The sequence below is a fragment of the Rathayibacter sp. VKM Ac-2762 genome (assembly GCF_009866585.1).
Lineage (GTDB): Bacteria > Actinomycetota > Actinomycetes > Actinomycetales > Microbacteriaceae > Rathayibacter.
In genome coordinates this window covers 1285019-1300942 of the sequence record NZ_CP047419.1, presented here as the reverse complement: position 1 = coordinate 1300942, position 15924 = coordinate 1285019, and the positions used below count along the sequence as shown (strand labels likewise).

The following is a 15924-nucleotide window of genomic DNA, read 5'->3' as shown; positions in this document are numbered from 1 at the left end:
GGAGCGCCCGCGGAGCTCAGCTGAGGCGGGAGTGCTCGCCGAGGTGGTGCCAGGTGCGGTTGTGGTAGACGAGCGGCGCCGTGGTCTCGGAGTCCTCGGGCACGTGGGCCTCGAGGGCGTGCACGGCGACGATCGTGGACGATCCCGCCTCCATGCGGTTGATCACCGTGCCGCGGATCCAGGCGGCGGCGCCCGGGAAGAACGGCTCGCCCGTGGGCAGCCGCGACCAGAGCGACGTGTCGGCGAAGCGGTCGATGCCGCTGGTCGAGCCCAGGCGCGCCAGGTCGAGCTGCTCCGCCCCGAGCAGGTGCACGACCAGCGTCTCGGACGCCTGGATGGCCGGAGAGCTGGACGAGGCGGACGAGAGCGAGAAGACGAACAGCGGCGGCTCGGCGCTCACCGAGAAGACGGAGGTCGCGGTCAGGGCGACCGGGCCGGTGCCCGGGTCGGCGGTGATCAGCGCGACTCCGGCGGCGTGGTTGCGGAACGCGAGCTTGAAGTCCTCTGGGGAGAGTCCGGCGAAGGCGCGGTGCTCCGGCTCGCGGTCCGGGGTGGTGGCGAGGTTCTCGCGGCTCATCGGAGACTCCTGATCGGTCGAGGGTGCGGCACGGGGTGGTGGCCCGCCGTCGCGCCGCAGCACGGCTCCTCCAGACTGGCGCACAGGCCGGGGGAGGGCCGCCCCATTGCGGAGTATGACGCCGCCACCTCGGGGAACGCCGATCCGCCGCTCCCTGTTCCCGATCACGCCGGATCGGGTGCGCGTCGTCGGCGCCGGCGTCCGCGCACCCGTCGCTCGCCCTCAGCGCAACCCGTCGCTGCGGCCGCCGTCTGCGCGCAGACTCGAGGGCATGGCCCACCGTCAGCGCACGTCCACCGCGCATCCCGAGAGCAAGACCTGCGCCTCCTGCGGTCGCGAGATCGAGTGGCGCGCGAAGTGGGCGCGCGACTGGGAGGACGTCCGCTACTGCTCGGACGCCTGCCGCCGTCGCGGAGTCGGTCCGGAGGAGGCGCGCCTCGAGGAGGAGATCCGCACCGTCCTGCTCGCGCGAGCGGCGTCGTCGACGGCGTGCCCGTCCGAGGTCGCGCGCCGGGTCGGCGGCGAGGAGTGGCGGCCGCTGATGGAGCCCGTGCGGCGGGCCGCGCGCCGCCTGGTCGACCGGGGCGAGATCGACATCGTGCAGGGCGGACAGGTCGTCGACCCCTCGCGGGCGAAGGGCCCGATCCGGCTGCGGCGGCGCCCCGGCGGACCCCTGTCGCCGGGCGGCGCCGCGGGCTAGCCTCAGCAGATGCCCAGCAGTGACGCCGTCGTCCTCACCGTCCCCGGACCGCACGGCGACCGGGAGGTGCGGATCTCGAGCCCCGAGCGCGTGCTCTTCCCGGAGCCGGGCATCACCAAGCACGAGGTCGCGGAGTACCTGATCGCCGTCGGCGAGCCGTTCGTCGCGGCGAACGGCGGCCGCCCCGTCTCGCTGCAGCGGTTCTCCTCCGGGATCGAGGGCGAGCAGTTCTTCTCGAAGAACCCGCCCAAGGGCGCGCCCGAGTACGTCCGGTCCGTCCCGGTGACGTACCCGAGCGGGCGGGTGCATCCGCAGCTCGTGATCGACGAGCCCGCGGCCGCCGTCTGGGCGGCGCAGATGAACACCGTCGTCTTCCACCCGTGGGCGTCCCGCGCCGATGCGCCCGACCTGCCCGACCAGCTCCGGATCGACCTCGACCCGCAGCCCGGCACCGACGTCGCCGACGCGGTCGTCGCCGCGCACGCGCTGCGGGAGGTCCTGCGGGAGGCCGGCCTCGACCCGTTCGTGAAGACGTCCGGCAACCGCGGCCTGCACGTCTTCGCGCCGATCGTCGCCGAGCACGAGTTCCTCGACGTCCGCCACGCGGTGATCGCCGCGGCGCGCGAGCTGGAGCGGCGGATGCCCGAGCAGGTCACGACGGCGTGGTGGAAGGAGGAGCGCGGCGAGCGGATCTTCGTCGACTTCAACCAGGCCAACCGCGACCGGACGATCGCCGGTGCCTACAGCCCGCGGCCGCTCGCGCACGCTCCCGTCTCCACTCCGCTGGACTGGGACGAGCTCGACGGCGTCGACCCGCGGGCCTTCACGATCCGCACGGTCCCGGCGCGCCTCGCCGAGCGCGGTGATCCGTGGGCCCGGATGCACGACGCCCCCGGCCGCCTCGACGCCCTGCTCGGCTGGTGGGAGCGCGATGTCGCCGCCGGCCTCGGCGAGCTGCCGTTCCCGCCCGACTTCCCCAAGATGCCGGGCGAGCCGCCCCGCGTGCAGCCCAGCCGCGCGAAGAAGGCCTAGCCGAGGACGTCGCCGAGGTCGTACGCGGTCGGCTGCTCCAGCTGCTCCATGGTGCAGGAGGCGGCGTCGCGGTCCGGGCGCCAGCGCTCGAACTGCACGGTGTGCCGGAAGCGGTCGCCCTCGCGCTGGTCGTAGCGGACCTCGAGCACGAGCTCGGGACGCAGGCGCACGAAGGAGGTGTCGCGGCCGCTCGAGAACCGGCTCCGCTCGCCCTCGCCGCGCACCGGCGCTCCCCCCGCGTCGCGCTCGACCGCGGGTGCGAGCTCCTCCAGCAGCTGCACGCGACGCTCGTCGCTGAAGGCCGAGGCCCCGCCGACCTGGCGGACCTCTCCGTCGTCGCCGCGCAGGCCGAGCAGGATCGAGCCCACGCCCGGCTTGGAGGCGTGCTCGCGGTACCCGATCGCGATCACGTCGGCCGTGCGGTGGTGCTTGACCTTGAGCACGGCGCGCTTCCCGGGGGAGTATGGCGCGGCCAGGGGCTTCGCCACGACGCCGTCCAGTCCTGCGCCCTCGAAGCGCTCCAGCCAGTCGCGCGCCAGGGCCTCGTCGTCGGTGGCGCGGCCGAGGTGCAGCGGATGCGGGACGCCGGCCATCACCGCGGCGAGCGCCTCCCGCCGCGCCGAGTACGGCTCCTCGAGCATGCTGCGCCCGTCCACGGCGAGCAGGTCGAAGGCGACGAGCATCGCCGGGGTGGTCTCCGCCAGCATCCTCACGCGGCTCGCGGCCGGATGGATGCGCTGCGAGAGCAGGTCCCAGTCGAGCCGCTGGGCACCCGGCTCGCCGGTCGCCAGGACGATCTCGCCGTCGAGCACGCAGCCGTCGGGGAGCAGCCGGAGGAAGGCCTCGACGAGCTCGGGGAAGTACCGGGTCAGCGGCTTGGAGCCGCGGCTCCCGATCTCGCACTCGCCGCCGGAGACCGAGACGATCGCGCGGAACCCGTCCCACTTCGGCTCGTAGGAGTATCCGCCCGCGACGGCGGTCTGCTCCGGCACCGCCGGAACGGCCTTGGCGAGCATCGGGGCGACGGGGAGCGCGAACGGGAGGTCCATGCCCTGATCATCCCGGCCGCGGTCTCGGACCGCACCCCCTTCCGGAAGGCTGTGGACCGGGACGTTCCGGGCCCGCCGCGGAGGTTCGAGGCGTAGCGTTCCCGGCATGAGCATTGACTGGAAGCGCTGGACGCCCGTCGCCGTCGTCCCCGCGGTCGTCGTCGCCGCGGCCGTCGCCCTCCCCCTCTCGGCGAGCGCCGCGGGGGACCTCCCCGAGAAGTCCGCCGCCGACCTCCTCGCCTTCGTCGCCGAGAGCGACGCCACGGCGTTCTCCGGCGAGATCCGGCAGACCTCGGACCTCGGCCTGCCCGACCTCTCGGCGCTCGGCGGCTCCGCCGGCTCGGCGTCCGCCGACCCCGCCGACTCCCTCGTCGAGCTCGCCACCGGCTCGCACCAGGCGCGCGTGTACGTCGACGCCGAGAAGGGCGCGCGCCTCCAGGTGCTCGACCGGCTGGCCGAGCGCGACGTCGTCGCCTCGACGACCGACGGAGTCTGGATCTACGACTCGAGCGCGAACACCGCCACCCACCTCGTGCCTCCCGCGGGCGGAGCCCCCGAGGCCTCGCCAGGCGATCAGGTCGTGACGCCGTCGTCCGCCGCCGAGCAGCTGCTCGCCGCGATCGACCCGACGACCACGGTCGCGGTCGGCTCGGACGTCAGCGTCGCCGGGCGCGATGCGTACGAGCTCGTGCTCACGCCCCGCGACGGCGGCACCCTCGTGGGCTCCGTGACCGTCTCGGTCGACGGCGAGACGGGCCTCCCGCTCGGGGTAGCCGTGACCGCCCGCGGGGGCACCGCGCCCGCGTTCAGCGTCGCGTACACGAGCATCGACTTCTCGACACCCGACGCGTCCCTCTTCTCCTTCACGCCCCCGGCCGGCGCCGAGGTGACGGAGCAGGCCGCTCCGGTCGACGACGAGGCGGACGCCTCCGACGCGCCCGCCGCGGACACGGCCGAGCACTCCGACGTCGTCACCACGGGCTCCGGCTGGACGAGCGTCGTCGAGCTGCCCGCCGGTGACGCCGACGCGCTCTCCTCGCTCGACGCGGTCACCACTCCCGTCGACGGGGGCCGCATCCTCTCCTCCGCCCTGCTGACCGTCCTCGTCACCGACGACGGACACGTCCTCGCCGGCGCGGTCCAGGCCGAGACGCTCCGCGACGCGGCCTCCGCTCGGTGACGGCGGGCGAGCTCGCCGTCGAGACGCGGGGCCTCACCAAGCGCTTCGGGCGCCAGGAAGCGGTCTCCGGTCTCGACCTCGCCGTTCCCCGCGGCGCCGTCTTCGGCTTCCTCGGCCCGAACGGCTCGGGCAAGACCACGACGATCCGGATGCTGCTCGCCCTCGCCGCGCCGACCGCGGGCAGCATCACCGTCCTCGGGCAGGCCATGCCCCGGCGCGCAGCCGAGGTCCTGCCCCGGGTGGGGGCGCTGGTCGAGGGGCCGGGCTTCTACCCGTTCCTCTCCGGAGCGGCCAACCTCCGGCGCTTCGACGCCGCGGAGGCGGGCACTTCGTCCCGCACCCGCGACACCCGCGCGAAGGAGGCCCTCGCCCGCGTCGGCCTCTCGGCCGCGGCGCGCAAGAAGGTCGGCTCCTACTCCCTGGGCATGAAGCAGCGGCTCGGCATCGCGGTCGCCCTCCTCTCGCCGCGCGACCTGATCGTGCTGGATGAGCCCACGAACGGCCTCGACCCGCAGGGCACCCGCGAGGTCCGCGCTCTCGTGCGCGGACTGAACCAGGACGGCACGACCGTCCTCGTCTCCAGCCACCTCCTGGCCGAGATCGAGCAGCTCTGCACCCACGCCGCCGTCATGCGCACCGGGCGCCTCGTCGCCCAGGGCGGGCTCGACGAGCTGCGCGGGGACGCCGCCTCGGTCGAGCTGCTGACGCCCGACCGCGAGCGCGCGATCGTGGCTCTGCACACCCGGGGTCTGGAGCCGCGCACCGCGCCGGGCCCGCACCCCGCCGATCCGCCGCTGGTCGTCGCCGCTCTGCCGCCCGGGCTCGCGGCCGAGACGCTGGTCGCCGACCTCGTGCGGGCCGACGTCCGCGTCCGCGGGTTCGCCGTCCGCCGCCCCTCGCTCGAGGAGCGCTTCGTCGAGCTGACCGGGGAGGGCTTCGATGTCGAGCGCTGACGCGACCGTCCGCCGCGCGGGGATCGGGTCCCTGCTCGCCTCCGAGCTCGCCCTGCTCTTCCGTCGGCGCCGCACCTGGGCGCTGCTCGCGGCCCTGGCCGCCATCCCGATCCTGCTCGCCGTCGCGGTGCGGCTCTCGGGCGGCGACGGAGGCGGGCCCTCCTTCGTGGGCGCGATCGCCGGCAACGGCCTCTTCACCGGCTTCGCGGCCATCACGGTCGCCGTCCCGCTGTTCCTCCCGCTCACGGTCGGGGTCGTCGCCGGCGACGCGATCGCGGGCGAGGCCTCGCTCGGGACGCTGCGCTACCTGCTGGTCAGCCCCGTCGGCCGCGTGCGGCTGCTCGCGGTGAAGTTCGCCGCCTCCCTCGCCTTCTGCCTCGCCGCAGCACTCACCGTCATGGTGGTCGGGATCCTGATCGGCCTGGCGCTCTTCCCGGCGGGACCGGTGACGCTCCTCTCCGGCAGCACCGTCCCGCTCGGCGACGCGATCGGCCGGGCCCTGGCGATCGCCGTGTACGCGGCGCTCTCGCTCGTCGGGCTCTCGGCGATCGGCCTCTTCATCTCGACGCTGACCGATGTGCCGGTCGGCGCCATGGCGGCCACCGTCGTCGTCTCCATCGCGGCGCAGATCGTCGGCTCGCTCTCGCAGCTGGACGCCCTCCACCCGTTCCTGCTGACGGACCGGTGGTTCGACTTCGCCGACCTCCTGCGCGACCCGATCGCGTGGAGCTCCTTCGGCGAGAACGCGCTGCTCCAGCTCGCCTACGTCGCCGTGTTCGGGTCGCTCGCGATCGGCCGCTTCACCACTCGCGACGTCCTCTCCTGATCCCGGGGACGACGGAGGCCGCCCTCCCGCACTGCGGTGGGGGCGGCCTCCGGGTCGACGGGGTCAGCCCTGCGGAGCGATCCCGAAGCTGACGGAGCCGCCCTCGTCCACCTGCGCGTCGAGGACCTTGTCGCCGAGAGCGACGGAGGCGGCGACGTCGAGGAACACGCGCGCTCCGTCCTGCTCCACGACGGCGTCCGTCGTCTCGGGGGCCGCGGCGACCGCGACAGCGAAGTTGCGGGCGTCGAGATCGGTGCCGCTGATGCGCAGGCCTCCCTCGACGGGGGTCTCGGTCTGCCCGGTGATGGTCTTGACGACGGTGCTGGCGTTGTCGGTGAGCGTGAGCATCGGGTCGTTCCTTCCGTCCGTGGTCGATGAGGGGGCCACGTTGCCGGGATCCGGCGGCACCCTCAAGGCGGCGGAGCGGATGTGGAGGGGATGCACACCTGGGCGGCCCGGGGAGTCGCGGCGCTCGCCGGAGCCGCGCCGGGCCGGGGGCGCCGCATCGCCTGCCACACTGGCCGGATGCATCCCGCCGACTCCTGCCCCTGCGGAAGCCGCCGCCACTACGCCGACTGCTGCCGCCCCGCCCACCTCGGCGAGGAGCCCTCGCCGACGGCAGAGCGCCTGATGCGCAGCCGCTACAGCGCTAACGTCCTCGGCAGCGCCCCCTACCTGCTCGGGAGCTGGCACCCCTCGACCCGGCCGCGCCGCATCGACCTCGATCCCGACGTCCAGTGGCGCCGGCTCCAGATCGTCGACACCTCGTTCGGCGGGGAGGGCGACGAGGAGGGCCTGGTCGAGTTCCGCGCCTCCTACCGCTCGCCCGCCGGCCCCGGCCTCGTGCACGAGCGCAGCCGCTTCCTGCGCGAGGACGGTCGCTGGCTCTACGTCGACGGCGAGATGCTCGGCGACGAGACCTGATCCGTCCGGGCCGTCCTACTCTGGAGGCATGGCCAAGGACTTCCGCCGGGCGGACGACGCGTCGCGCTACGAGCTCCACCTCGACGGCGCCCTGGTGGGCGTCCTCGACTACCGCGAGGCGCCCGGCAGCGTCTCCCTCGTCCGCTCCTTCACGACCCCGCCCTTCCGAGGCCGCGGGCTCGCAGGGGAGCTGGTCTCCTTCGCCGTCGACGACATCGAGGCCGCCGGCGGGCGGAGCGTCGTGCCGATGTGCTGGTACGTCGGGCAGTGGTTCGAGCAGCACCCCGAGAAGGCGCACCTCCTCGCTCCCTCCTGAGCCGCTCACTCACTCGCGGACCGCGGGCTCCACTCCGGCCAGGTCCGGGCCGAGGCCGATGTCGACCAGGCGCAGACGGCCCGCGTAGGAGTCGCCCGGAGGCAGCAGCAGACCGGCCTTGATCGCGCCGAAGGCGACCGTCACATCGGCGCGCAGCACGGTGGGATCGGGGACCGACCCGTCGTCGGGATGGACGCCGCTCGGCAGGTCGACCGCGACGACCACCGGGCGCTCGGCCCGCCGCTCCAGCGCGTCGAGCACCGCCTCGACGACGACGCGCGGCCGTCCCCGCAGCGCGGGCTCCGTCGCTCCGATGCCGAGGATCCCGTCGACCAGGACGTCCGCCCGCGCCACCGCCGCGGCGAGGCCGGGCGCGTCGTCGGCCGGCACCTGCCCGCAGCCCTCGTCGAGCGCCACGGCGAGGCCCCGGCGGTGCACCCGCTCGGCCGTGAGGACGAGGACGACGTCGGTTCCGGAGGAGGAGAGCTCGGCGGCCGCGTAGAGCGCGTCACCGCCGTTGTCGCCCGGACCGACCAGGACGAGCACCGAGCCCGGACGGGAGCGGTCGGAGCGCCCGGCGAGCACGAGACGCAGCTCGCGGGCGAGGCCGTCGGCGGCGCGCTGCATCAGCGGCTCCCGCCGGGCCAGGTGCGGAGCCTCGGCGGCCCGCACCTGCGCGGACGTGTATCCCTCGACCATGCGCTCCACTGTGCGCGCGGCGCAGCGGGGGTGCAACCCCGTCAGCTCTCCTGCACCGCCCGGTCCGACTCCTCGACGATCGCCCGCATCGCGGCCTCCGCAGCGTCCGCGTCGCCCGAGGCGACGGCGGCGGCCACCGCCCGGTGCAGCCGCACCGCGGTGGAGTCGGCCTCGCGCGGCATGAGCGCATTGCGGGTGCGGCCGGCGAGGACCTCGGCGACCAGATCGCCCAGCTGCGCGAGCATCCGGTTGCCGGACGCGGCCAGGAGGGAGCGGTGGAAGGCGGTGTCGGCGGCGAGGTAGGCGGACTGGTCGGCTGCGCGGGAGTGGGTGGAGAGGGCGTCGCCCGCCTCCGTGAGCGCCCGCCGCTGCTCCTCGGTCGCGTTCGCCGCTGCGAGCCTTGCGGCGAGCGGCTCCACCCCGAGTCGGAGCTCGCTGAGCTGGTGCAGCTGGCGCCGCCGGTCCGGGCCGTCCAGTCCCCATGCGACGACCCGCGTGTCCAGGGCGTTCCAGCACTCCGGAGGCTGGACCCGCGTCCCCGCGCGGCGGCGGGACGTCACGAGCCCGAGCGTCTCGAGGACGCGCACCGCCTCCCGCATCACCGAGCGGGAGACCCCGCGCCGCTCCGCACGCTCGTCGGCGCTGAAGGTGGTGCCCGGCGCGAGCTCGCCGCGCACGATCTGCGAGCCGAGCTCGTCCAGCACCGAGTGGTGCAGCGAGGGCGTCGGCGCGGGCATGCGGTCATCCTGCCATCGCCGGAGTCGCGCCCCGGCCGATCTTCGGGCATGATCGGGACACACGCAGGTTATGTCGGACAAAAGCCGGCCGCTGGCCGTCGGCTCGACCAAGGACGCTCATGACACCGACCCTCCTCCCCGCCCTCCGCGCCGCCGCCGGGGACGCCCCCGCCACCACCGCCGGGCAGGGGCAGCTGATCCTCGCCGCCGTCGTCGGCATCGCCGTGATCGTCGTGCTGATCACCTGGCTGAAGCTGCACCCCTTCGTCTCCCTGCTGATCGGAGCGCTGACGACGGGCCTGATCGCGGGGCTCGCGGCGGCGGACGCGGTCGCCAGCTTCGCGCTGGGGTTCGGCAACACCATGGGCGGCGTCGGCATCCTCATCGGCCTCGGCGCGATGTACGGCAAGCTCCTCGCCGACTCGGGCGGCGCGGACCGCATCGTGGACACCCTCATCGCCCGCTCGAGCACTCGCGCGCTGCCCTGGATGATGGGCTTCGTCGGCGCGCTGATCGGGCTGCCGATGTTCTTCGAGGTCGGGCTCGTGCTGCTGATCCCGGTCGTGATCCTGGTCGCCCGCCGGAGCGGTCTGCCGCTGATGAAGGTGGCGATCCCGACGCTCGCCGGCCTCTCGGTGATGCACGGCCTCGTCCCGCCCCACCCCGGACCGCTGGTCGCGATCGACGCGCTCGGCGCGAACCTCGGCGTGACCCTCGCGTTCGGCGTCCTGGTCGCGATCCCCACCGTCGTCGTCGCCGGCCCGCTCTTCGGCCGGGTCGCCGCCCGCTGGGCGCCGGTGGAGACGCCGCCGCTCTTCGGCGAGGGCGCGGGCGAGACGCGCGAGCACCGCCCGGGCTTCGCCGCCGCCGTCGCGAGCATCCTGCTGCCGGTCGTGCTGATGCTGGGCAAGGCGGTCGCCGACATCGCGGCCCCGGGCTCCACGGACGCCTGGAAGGGCGCCCTCGACTTCCTCGGCACGCCGACCATCGCGCTGGGGATCGCGCTCCTGGCCGGTCTGGTCCTGCTCGGCCGCGGCGGCCGGATGAACCGCACCGAGCTGCAGGCCTCGCTCTCGAGCTCGCTGCCGCCGATCGCGGGCATCCTGCTCATCGTCGGCGCGGGCGGCGGTTTCAAGCAGGTCCTCGTCGACACCGGGATCGGCGGGGTGGTCGCCCAGCTCGCGGAGGGGAGCGGCGCCTCGGCGCTGCTGCTCGCCTGGCTCGTGGCCGTCGTGATCCGCGTCGCCACCGGCTCCGCGACCGTCGCCACCGTGACCGCCGCAGGGATCCTCCAGCCGCTGACCGAGACCATGGACGGGCCGATGGTCGCCCTCATGGTGCTCGCGATCGGCGCCGGCTCGGTGTTCCTGTCGCACGTCAACGACGCCGGGTTCTGGCTGGTGAAGGAGTACCTCGGGCTCAGCATCGGCCAGACGCTCAAGACCTGGACCGTGATGGAGTGCCTGGTCTCGGTGACCGGGCTCGCCGGGGTCCTCCTGATCGGTCTCTTCGTAGGAGGTATCTGATGACCGCTCTTCCCACCGTCCCCGTCCGCGCCGTCGTCGTCATGGGCGTCTCCGGCAGCGGCAAGTCGACCGTCGCGTCGCTCCTGGCGCGCCGACTGGGCTGGGAGTTCCTCGAGGGGGACGACCTGCACCCGCAGGCGAATGTCGACAAGATGCACGCCGGCATCCCGCTGACCGACGAGGACCGGGCGCCCTGGCTGGCCGAGATCGCCCGCGTGGTGGACCAGCGGATCGCCGCGGGCGGCTCGGTCGTCGTGACCTGCTCTGCCCTGCGCCGCCGCTACCGCGACGTCCTGCGCCGCGACGACCTCGTCTTCGCGCACCTCGCGGGATCGAGGGACCGTATCGCCGGGCGGCTCGCCTCGCGGGTCGGCCACTTCATGCCGACCACGCTGCTCGACTCGCAGTTCGAGGCGCTCGAGCCCCTCGGCGACGACGAGCTCCACGTCACGGTCGACGTGGGCGGCGCTCCGGAGGAGGAGATCGCCGAGATCCTCGGGGGGCTCGGCCTCGCGCCCGCGGGCGCCTAGAGCAGCAGCGACTCCACCGGCACGGCCGGGAGGTCGAAGGCCGCGGCGACGGCGGTGTTCGTCACCCGGCCGTCGTGGGTGCTCAGGCCGCGGGCGAGCGCCGGGTCGGCGGCCAGGGCGGCCCGCCACCCGCGGTCGGCCAGCGCGAGCGCGTAGGGGAGCGTCGCGTTGGTGAGCGCGCGGGTCGAGGTCTCGGGGACGGCGCCGGGCATGTTCGCGACGCAGTAGTAGACGCTCCGGTGCACGGGGAACACCGGGTCGTCGTGCGTGGTCGGACGCGAGCCCTCGAAGCAGCCGCCCTGGTCGATCGCGATGTCGACCAGCACCGAGCCCGGCTTCATCGTGGCGACCATCTCGTCGGTCACCAGCTTGGGCGCCTTGGCGCCCGGGATGAGGACGGATCCAATCACGAGGTCGGCGTCGGCCAGCTGCGCGGCGATCTCGTAGGCCGAGGAGGCGCGGGTCTGGATCGCGCCCTGGAAGCGGTTCTCGAGCTGCGCGAGGCGGGGGAGCGAGAGGTCGACGATCGTGACGTCGGCTCCCATGCCGAGGGCGTTCGCCGCGGCGTGCTCGCCGGCCGTGCCGCCGCCGATCACGACGACCCTCGCCTTCGGAGTGCCGGGGACCCCGCCGAGCAGCGTGCCCCGTCCGCCGACGGCGCTCATGAGGTGGTAGGCGCCGACCGTGATCGACAGGCGCCCGGCGACCTCGCTCATCGGCGAGAGCAGCGGCAGCCGCCGGTCGTCCAGCTGGACCGTCTCGTAGGCGATGGAGGTCGTCCCCGCCGCGAGCAGCGCATCGGTGCACGGGCGGGAGGCGGCGAGGTGGAGGTAGGTGAAGAGCACCTGGTCGCGGCGCATCCGCGGGTACTCGGCCTCGATCGGCTCCTTGACCTTGAGGACCAGCTCGGACTCGCCCCAGACCTCGTCGGGCCCGTCGACGACGAGGGCGCCGGCGCGGCGGAAGTCGTCGTCCGACACGCGCGAGCCCAGGCCCGCGCCGGCCTCGACGAGGACCTCGTGGCCGCGGCGCACCAGCTCGTGGACGCCGGCCGGAGTGGCGGCGACCCGGTTCTCGTTGTTCTTGATCTCGGTGGGGATCCCGACGCGCACGGCGGCTCCTTCGCTGCGGCCCGCGGGGCGGGCGGTGGGCGCCGATCCTGCACCGGCTCTGCCCCCATCGTGCGAAGATCGTGCCCGGAGCGGGGGAACTCCGCAGGATCGGTCGGAAGTCACCGCACGGGCCGAAGGTTCGTCGGCGGAGTGAGGGAGCGGGCGCATGCCACCGAAGGATCTGCACGACCTCGACGACCTGGATCCGGTCGACCGGACCCTGGTGCGCCTCCTCCGCGCCGACGCGCGGACGCCCAACAGCCGGCTCGCCGAGCGCGCCGGCATCGCCCCGTCGACCTGCGTCGCACGCGTCCGGGGCCTCGTCGAGCGCGGCGTCATCACCGGCTTCACCGCCGAGCTCGACCCGGCGGCGCTCGGCCTGACCCTGCAGGCGCTGATCAGCGTCAGCATCCGCGTCGGCCAGCGCCAGGCGATCACGCGCTTCGCGGAGGAGATCCGCGCGCTGCCCGAGGTGGTGCAGGTGTTCTTCCTCGGCGGCTCGGAGGACTTCATCATCCACGTCGCGGTCCGCGACTCCAGCGACGTGCGGGACTTCGTGGTCTCGAACCTCTCGGCGAACCCGGCGGTGGCCTCGACGCGCACGAGCCTGGTGTTCGACCACCACCGCAAGGGCCCGGCGGTCCCCGAGTAGCGCGGGCAGGCGCGGGTCCGAGCGGCCGCTCGGCCCGCGCCCGTCCCTCGGGGCTAGTGCGCCCCGGGGTTCACGTCGCCGCCCCCGCGCTGCATGAGGCCGGGGATGCGCTCGGCGAGCCCCGGGATCGCCTCGTCCGAGATCGAGATGCGCGTGTCGCGCAGGCGCTGGCGCAGCAGGGTCTCGACGTCCTCCTCCGGTCGCAGCTCGGCGTCGCCGGCGACCTGCAGCAGCACGCCGCGCAGCTTCTCGTCGAGCTGCGCGTCGTCGCTGCCGTGCTGGATCGGGTGGTCCTGGGATGCGTTCGTCATGCCTCCATGCTGGCACCGGCGACCCCGAGCCGAGAGGACTTGCGCCGCGGCAGGATGGTCGCATGCCGTTCACCCGCGCCGAGCTCGCAGCGTTCCAGGACCGCACCGTCGAGGACCTGCTGGGCGACGACGTCCGGCTCCTCTTCGTCGGCATCAACCCGGGGCTGTGGACCGCCGCCACCGGCGCGCACTTCGCCCACCCCGGCAACCGCTTCTACCCGGCGCTCGTCGCGGCCGGGATCCTCGAGCGCGCGCCGCGCGTGTCCGAGGGGATGAGCGCTGCGGACCGCGCGGAGCTCGTCTCCCGCGGCGTCGGCATCACCAATCTCGCCTCCCGGGCGACCGCCCGCGCCGACGAGCTGACCGCGGAGGAGCTGCGCGAGGGCGCTCAGCGGCTGGTCGCCACCGTGGAGCGGGTGCGGCCCCGGGCCGTCGCGGTCGTCGGCATCACCGCCTACCGGATCGCGTTCGGACGCCGCAGGGCGGTGCAGGGCAGGCAGGAGGAGGACGTGGCGGGCGCGCCGCTCTGGGTGCTGCCGAACCCGAGCGGCCTGAACGCGCACGACACCGTCGCCTCGCTCGGGCGCGCCTACCGCGAGCCGGCGCTCGAGGCGGGGATCGTCTCTTCCGACGCGCTCCTGCCCGGGGACGTCGGACCCCGCCCGCAGGAATAGCCGTCGACCCCCGGAGGTTGCAGAAGTCCATGAGTATGCATGAAGTCAAGTTCGGCGTCGACACGTTCGGCGACGTCACCGCCGGCCCCGACGGCGCCCCGCTGCCGCACGGCCAGGTCCTCCGCGACGTGGTCGAGGAGGGAGTCCTGGCCGACCGGGTCGGCATCGACTTCTTCGGGATCGGCGAGCACCACCGCGCCGACTTCGCCGTGAGCGCACCGGACGTCGTGCTCGCCGCGATCGCGGCCCGCACCGAGCGCATCCACCTCGGCTCCGCCGTGACGGTCCTCTCCTCGGACGACCCGGTGCGCGTCTACCAGCGCTTCGCCACCCTCGACGGTCTCTCCGGCGGCCGGGCCGAGGTCATCCTCGGCCGCGGCTCCTTCACCGAGTCCTTCCCGCTCTTCGGCTACGACCTCGCGCAGTACGAGGTCCTCTTCGAGGAGAAGCTCGACCTCTTCCACGCCCTGATCCAGGGCGGCCCGGTCACCTGGCAGGGCACGACCCGCCCCGCGCTCACCGAGCAGAGCGTCTACCCGACCCTCGACAACGGCACCCTCCGCACCTGGATCGGCGTCGGCGGCAGCCCCGAGTCGGTCGTCCGCGCCGCCCGGTACGGCTTCCCGCTCGTCCTGGCGATCATCGGCGGCTCGCCGGCCCGCTTCCGCCCCTACGTCGACCTCTTCGGCCGCGCGCTCGACCAGCTCGAGCAGCCCCGCCTCCCGGTCGCCGTGCACTCGCCCGGCTTCGTCGCCGACACCGACGAGGAGGCGCGCGAGCTGTACTTCCCGCACCACAAGGCGATGATGGACGCCATCGGCCGCGAGCGCGGCTGGTCCCCGATGACCCGCGAGCGCTTCGAGGAGGAGGCCGGCCCCGACGGCGCCATCCACCTCGGCTCGCCCGAGACGGTCGCCCGGAAGATCGCGCGAACGGTCGAGGCCCTGGGCATCGACCGCTTCGACCTCAAGTACAGCGCCGGGACGTTGCCGCACCCGGCGATCATGCGCAACATCGAGCTCTACGGCACGCAGGTCATCCCGCGGGTGCGCGAGCTGCTCGCGCACTGACCCCCGCCGGGCGCCCGTTCCCCCGCTGGGCGCTCGGCGCGTTCCGAGCCGACGCGGTGCGCGCTCCCACCGGGCGCCCGGCCCGCGTCGATACACTCGGAACCCCCCGCCCCGACCCTCCCGGAAGCACATGCCCGACAGCCACGCCGCCCGCACCCCCTACGAGGTGCTGGGCGTCGCCGCCACCGCGTCCGACGACGAGCTCCGCCGGGCGTACCGGCTCCGCCTCCGCGAGACCCATCCGGACACGGGAGGCGACGCCGCGTCGTTCCACGCGGTGCAGCTCGCCTGGGAGCGGATCGGCAGCGCCTCCGCCCGCGGCGACTACGACCGAGGCGCTCCCGCCCCCGGGAGGTCCTCCCCGCAGTCGCCGTACACCGGCTCACCGCGCCCGCAGACCGCCTCGGCCGTGCGCGCCCGCTCCTACGGTCACCCGGGAGGCGCGGCGCGCGAGTACTACCTGCGCCTGGTGCGCGAGTGGCTCGGCCGCGGCGTCGAGACCGAGGACCCCTTCGACCCGGCGATCGTCCGCTCCGCTCCTCGCGAGGTCCGCTCCTGGCTCGCGAAGGCTCAGGCCGAGGAGGCGACGGCCGCGCTCGTCGGCGCGCTCGGCATCGCCTACACGATCTGGAACGACGTCGCGGTCGGCGACGGCGGGCTCAAGATCGACCACCTCGTGCTCGGGCCGGCCGGCCTGCTCGCGCTGACCTCCGCCGACTGGGGCGACCCGGTCCGTCTGAGGAAGGGCGAGCTCGAGGGCCCCGGGATCGCCGAGGACGACAAGCCGATCTCCTCGCTCGCGAAGGCCGCGCGCCGTCTCGGCCGCGAGCTGGGCGTCCGCTTCTCGACGAGCGTCGTGGTCGTGCCGGACGACGCGCTGGAGCAGCCGTTCGAGCAGGTCGAGCGCGGCAGGCACCAGGGCGCCGTCGTCATCCGCCGCTCGCTGCTGCCGCAGCTGCTGCGCTCCGGCACGGACGACCCGCGGCTCGGCGGGTACGGCGAGTCGTTCGAGGTCCGCACCCGCGTGCAGAACCGCATCCGCTTCGTCTGACGCCG

20 protein-coding genes are annotated in these 15924 nt (G+C 74.4%); 13 read left to right on the top strand and 7 right to left on the bottom strand.

Annotation, left to right across the window (positions count from 1 at the left end; all coding sequences use genetic code 11):
- Window positions 1–16: 16 nt before the first annotated feature.
- A complete protein-coding gene (locus GTU71_RS06155; RefSeq protein WP_104222547.1) occupies window positions 17–577 on the bottom strand; it encodes a flavin reductase family protein in 561 nt (186 codons plus the stop codon).
- A 271-nt stretch (window positions 578–848) separates the two neighbouring features.
- On the opposite strand from GTU71_RS06155, the gene GTU71_RS06150 reads away from it, so the two are divergent.
- Window positions 849–1277: a DUF2256 and DUF3253 domain-containing protein gene (locus GTU71_RS06150; protein ID WP_104233370.1), complete on the top strand. Its 429-nt coding sequence runs from the start codon at window positions 849–851 to the stop codon at window positions 1275–1277.
- A gap of 9 nt (window positions 1278–1286) precedes the next feature.
- Complete coding sequence (ligD, locus tag GTU71_RS06145; RefSeq protein WP_208543613.1) at window positions 1287–2309, top strand: non-homologous end-joining DNA ligase; 1023 nt, start codon at window positions 1287–1289, stop codon at window positions 2307–2309.
- Here the strand turns inward: ligD and GTU71_RS06140 are convergent.
- Window positions 2306–3358, bottom strand: a complete 1053-nt coding sequence (locus GTU71_RS06140) for an ATP-dependent DNA ligase (RefSeq protein WP_159939484.1) — start codon at window positions 3356–3358, stop codon at window positions 2306–2308. The two genes, ligD and GTU71_RS06140, sit on opposite strands and share 4 nt — an antisense overlap.
- 106 nt (window positions 3359–3464) lie before the next feature.
- On the opposite strand from GTU71_RS06140, the gene GTU71_RS06135 reads away from it, so the two are divergent.
- Genes GTU71_RS06135 through GTU71_RS06125 form a run of 3 tightly spaced genes read left to right on the top strand, consistent with a single transcriptional unit; the run spans window position 3465 to window position 6317 of the window.
- Window positions 3465–4538: a DUF2092 domain-containing protein gene (locus tag GTU71_RS06135; RefSeq protein ID WP_159939483.1), complete on the top strand. Its 1074-nt coding sequence runs from the start codon at window positions 3465–3467 to the stop codon at window positions 4536–4538.
- Entirely contained in the window at window positions 4535–5491 is a 957-nt protein-coding gene (locus GTU71_RS06130; RefSeq protein ID WP_104225399.1) for an ATP-binding cassette domain-containing protein, read from the top strand. The genes GTU71_RS06135 and GTU71_RS06130 overlap by 4 nt, the downstream gene beginning before the upstream one ends.
- Window positions 5478–6317 carry an ABC transporter permease subunit gene (locus GTU71_RS06125; RefSeq protein WP_104250736.1) on the top strand — a complete coding sequence of 280 codons (840 nt, stop codon included), beginning with the start codon at window positions 5478–5480 and terminating at the stop codon, window positions 6315–6317. Before GTU71_RS06130 ends, GTU71_RS06125 begins: the two co-directional genes overlap by 14 nt.
- Before the next feature lie 63 nt (window positions 6318–6380).
- Here GTU71_RS06125 and GTU71_RS06120 read toward each other — a convergent pair whose 3' ends face one another.
- On the bottom strand, window positions 6381–6665 hold the full coding sequence (locus tag GTU71_RS06120; protein WP_104225397.1) for a hypothetical protein: 285 nt from the start codon (window positions 6663–6665) through the stop codon (window positions 6381–6383).
- Between the two features lie 177 nt (window positions 6666–6842).
- On the opposite strand from GTU71_RS06120, the gene GTU71_RS06115 reads away from it, so the two are divergent.
- Together GTU71_RS06115 and GTU71_RS06110 are read left to right on the top strand one after the other, a co-directional pair.
- Window positions 6843–7241: a YchJ family metal-binding protein gene (locus GTU71_RS06115; RefSeq protein ID WP_104261143.1), complete on the top strand. Its 399-nt coding sequence runs from the start codon at window positions 6843–6845 to the stop codon at window positions 7239–7241.
- A gap of 28 nt (window positions 7242–7269) precedes the next feature.
- Window positions 7270–7557, top strand: a complete 288-nt coding sequence (locus tag GTU71_RS06110) for a GNAT family N-acetyltransferase (protein WP_104222554.1) — start codon at window positions 7270–7272, stop codon at window positions 7555–7557.
- A gap of 9 nt (window positions 7558–7566) precedes the next feature.
- Here the strand turns inward: GTU71_RS06110 and GTU71_RS06105 are convergent, their stop codons facing one another.
- On the bottom strand, window positions 7567–8256 hold the full coding sequence (locus GTU71_RS06105; RefSeq protein ID WP_104340109.1) for an NAD(P)H-hydrate epimerase: 690 nt from the start codon (window positions 8254–8256) through the stop codon (window positions 7567–7569).
- 41 nt (window positions 8257–8297) lie between these two features.
- Window positions 8298–8993, bottom strand: a complete 696-nt coding sequence (locus GTU71_RS06100) for an FCD domain-containing protein (RefSeq protein WP_104225394.1) — start codon at window positions 8991–8993, stop codon at window positions 8298–8300.
- 119 nt (window positions 8994–9112) lie between these two features.
- Between GTU71_RS06100 and GTU71_RS06095 the strand changes: the two genes are divergently transcribed.
- Both GTU71_RS06095 and GTU71_RS06090 read left to right on the top strand, forming a co-directional pair.
- Window positions 9113–10519, top strand: coding sequence for a gluconate:H+ symporter (locus GTU71_RS06095; RefSeq protein ID WP_159939482.1), 1407 nt, complete (start codon window positions 9113–9115; stop codon window positions 10517–10519).
- Entirely contained in the window at window positions 10519–11049 is a 531-nt protein-coding gene (locus GTU71_RS06090) for a gluconokinase (protein ID WP_104225392.1), read from the top strand. Before GTU71_RS06095 ends, GTU71_RS06090 begins: the two co-directional genes overlap by 1 nt.
- Here the strand turns inward: GTU71_RS06090 and ald are convergent.
- Window positions 11046–12161, bottom strand: coding sequence for an alanine dehydrogenase (gene ald, locus GTU71_RS06085; RefSeq protein WP_104247156.1), 1116 nt, complete (start codon window positions 12159–12161; stop codon window positions 11046–11048). The two genes, GTU71_RS06090 and ald, sit on opposite strands and share 4 nt — an antisense overlap.
- Before the next feature lie 166 nt (window positions 12162–12327).
- Here ald and GTU71_RS06080 point away from each other — a divergent pair, with 166 nt between their 5' ends.
- Window positions 12328–12813 carry an Lrp/AsnC family transcriptional regulator gene (locus GTU71_RS06080; protein ID WP_104222560.1) on the top strand — a complete coding sequence of 162 codons (486 nt, stop codon included), beginning with the start codon at window positions 12328–12330 and terminating at the stop codon, window positions 12811–12813.
- 53 nt (window positions 12814–12866) lie between these two features.
- On the opposite strand, the gene GTU71_RS06075 is transcribed toward GTU71_RS06080, so the two are convergent.
- Window positions 12867–13124 carry a hypothetical protein gene (locus GTU71_RS06075; protein ID WP_159939481.1) on the bottom strand — a complete coding sequence of 86 codons (258 nt, stop codon included), beginning with the start codon at window positions 13122–13124 and terminating at the stop codon, window positions 12867–12869.
- Window positions 13125–13186: 62 nt separating this feature from the next.
- Here GTU71_RS06075 and GTU71_RS06070 point away from each other — a divergent pair, with 62 nt between their 5' ends.
- The 3 genes from GTU71_RS06070 to GTU71_RS06060 all read left to right on the top strand — a co-directional run bounded on the left by GTU71_RS06070 (window position 13187) and on the right by GTU71_RS06060 (window position 15919).
- Window positions 13187–13798 (top strand): mismatch-specific DNA-glycosylase, encoded by a 612-nt coding sequence (locus GTU71_RS06070; protein ID WP_104222562.1) that lies wholly within the window; start codon window positions 13187–13189, stop codon window positions 13796–13798.
- Window positions 13799–13833: 35 nt separating this feature from the next.
- Window positions 13834–14868 (top strand): LLM class flavin-dependent oxidoreductase, encoded by a 1035-nt coding sequence (locus GTU71_RS06065; protein ID WP_104225389.1) that lies wholly within the window; start codon window positions 13834–13836, stop codon window positions 14866–14868.
- Between the two features lie 130 nt (window positions 14869–14998).
- Window positions 14999–15919, top strand: a complete 921-nt coding sequence (locus tag GTU71_RS06060) for a J domain-containing protein (protein ID WP_159939480.1) — start codon at window positions 14999–15001, stop codon at window positions 15917–15919.
- The last annotated feature ends 5 nt before the right edge of the window (window positions 15920–15924 follow it).

Coding starts and splice junctions, on each gene's coding strand:
- GTU71_RS06155 (WP_104222547.1), bottom strand. CDS start 577: ATGAGCCGCGAGAACCTCGCCACCACCCCGGACCGCGAGCCGGAGCAC.
- GTU71_RS06150 (WP_104233370.1), top strand. CDS start 849: ATGGCCCACCGTCAGCGCACGTCCACCGCGCATCCCGAGAGCAAGACC.
- ligD (WP_208543613.1), top strand. CDS start 1,287: ATGCCCAGCAGTGACGCCGTCGTCCTCACCGTCCCCGGACCGCACGGC.
- GTU71_RS06140 (WP_159939484.1), bottom strand. CDS start 3,358: ATGGACCTCCCGTTCGCGCTCCCCGTCGCCCCGATGCTCGCCAAGGCC.
- GTU71_RS06135 (WP_159939483.1), top strand. CDS start 3,465: ATGAGCATTGACTGGAAGCGCTGGACGCCCGTCGCCGTCGTCCCCGCG.
- GTU71_RS06125 (WP_104250736.1), top strand. CDS start 5,478: ATGTCGAGCGCTGACGCGACCGTCCGCCGCGCGGGGATCGGGTCCCTG.
- GTU71_RS06120 (WP_104225397.1), bottom strand. CDS start 6,665: ATGCTCACGCTCACCGACAACGCCAGCACCGTCGTCAAGACCATCACC.
- GTU71_RS06115 (WP_104261143.1), top strand. CDS start 6,843: ATGCATCCCGCCGACTCCTGCCCCTGCGGAAGCCGCCGCCACTACGCC.
- GTU71_RS06110 (WP_104222554.1), top strand. CDS start 7,270: ATGGCCAAGGACTTCCGCCGGGCGGACGACGCGTCGCGCTACGAGCTC.
- GTU71_RS06105 (WP_104340109.1), bottom strand. CDS start 8,256: ATGGTCGAGGGATACACGTCCGCGCAGGTGCGGGCCGCCGAGGCTCCG.
- GTU71_RS06100 (WP_104225394.1), bottom strand. CDS start 8,993: ATGCCCGCGCCGACGCCCTCGCTGCACCACTCGGTGCTGGACGAGCTC.
- GTU71_RS06095 (WP_159939482.1), top strand. CDS start 9,113: ATGACACCGACCCTCCTCCCCGCCCTCCGCGCCGCCGCCGGGGACGCC.
- GTU71_RS06090 (WP_104225392.1), top strand. CDS start 10,519: ATGACCGCTCTTCCCACCGTCCCCGTCCGCGCCGTCGTCGTCATGGGC.
- GTU71_RS06080 (WP_104222560.1), top strand. CDS start 12,328: ATGCCACCGAAGGATCTGCACGACCTCGACGACCTGGATCCGGTCGAC.
- GTU71_RS06075 (WP_159939481.1), bottom strand. CDS start 13,124: ATGACGAACGCATCCCAGGACCACCCGATCCAGCACGGCAGCGACGAC.
- GTU71_RS06070 (WP_104222562.1), top strand. CDS start 13,187: ATGCCGTTCACCCGCGCCGAGCTCGCAGCGTTCCAGGACCGCACCGTC.
- GTU71_RS06065 (WP_104225389.1), top strand. CDS start 13,834: ATGCATGAAGTCAAGTTCGGCGTCGACACGTTCGGCGACGTCACCGCC.
- GTU71_RS06060 (WP_159939480.1), top strand. CDS start 14,999: ATGCCCGACAGCCACGCCGCCCGCACCCCCTACGAGGTGCTGGGCGTC.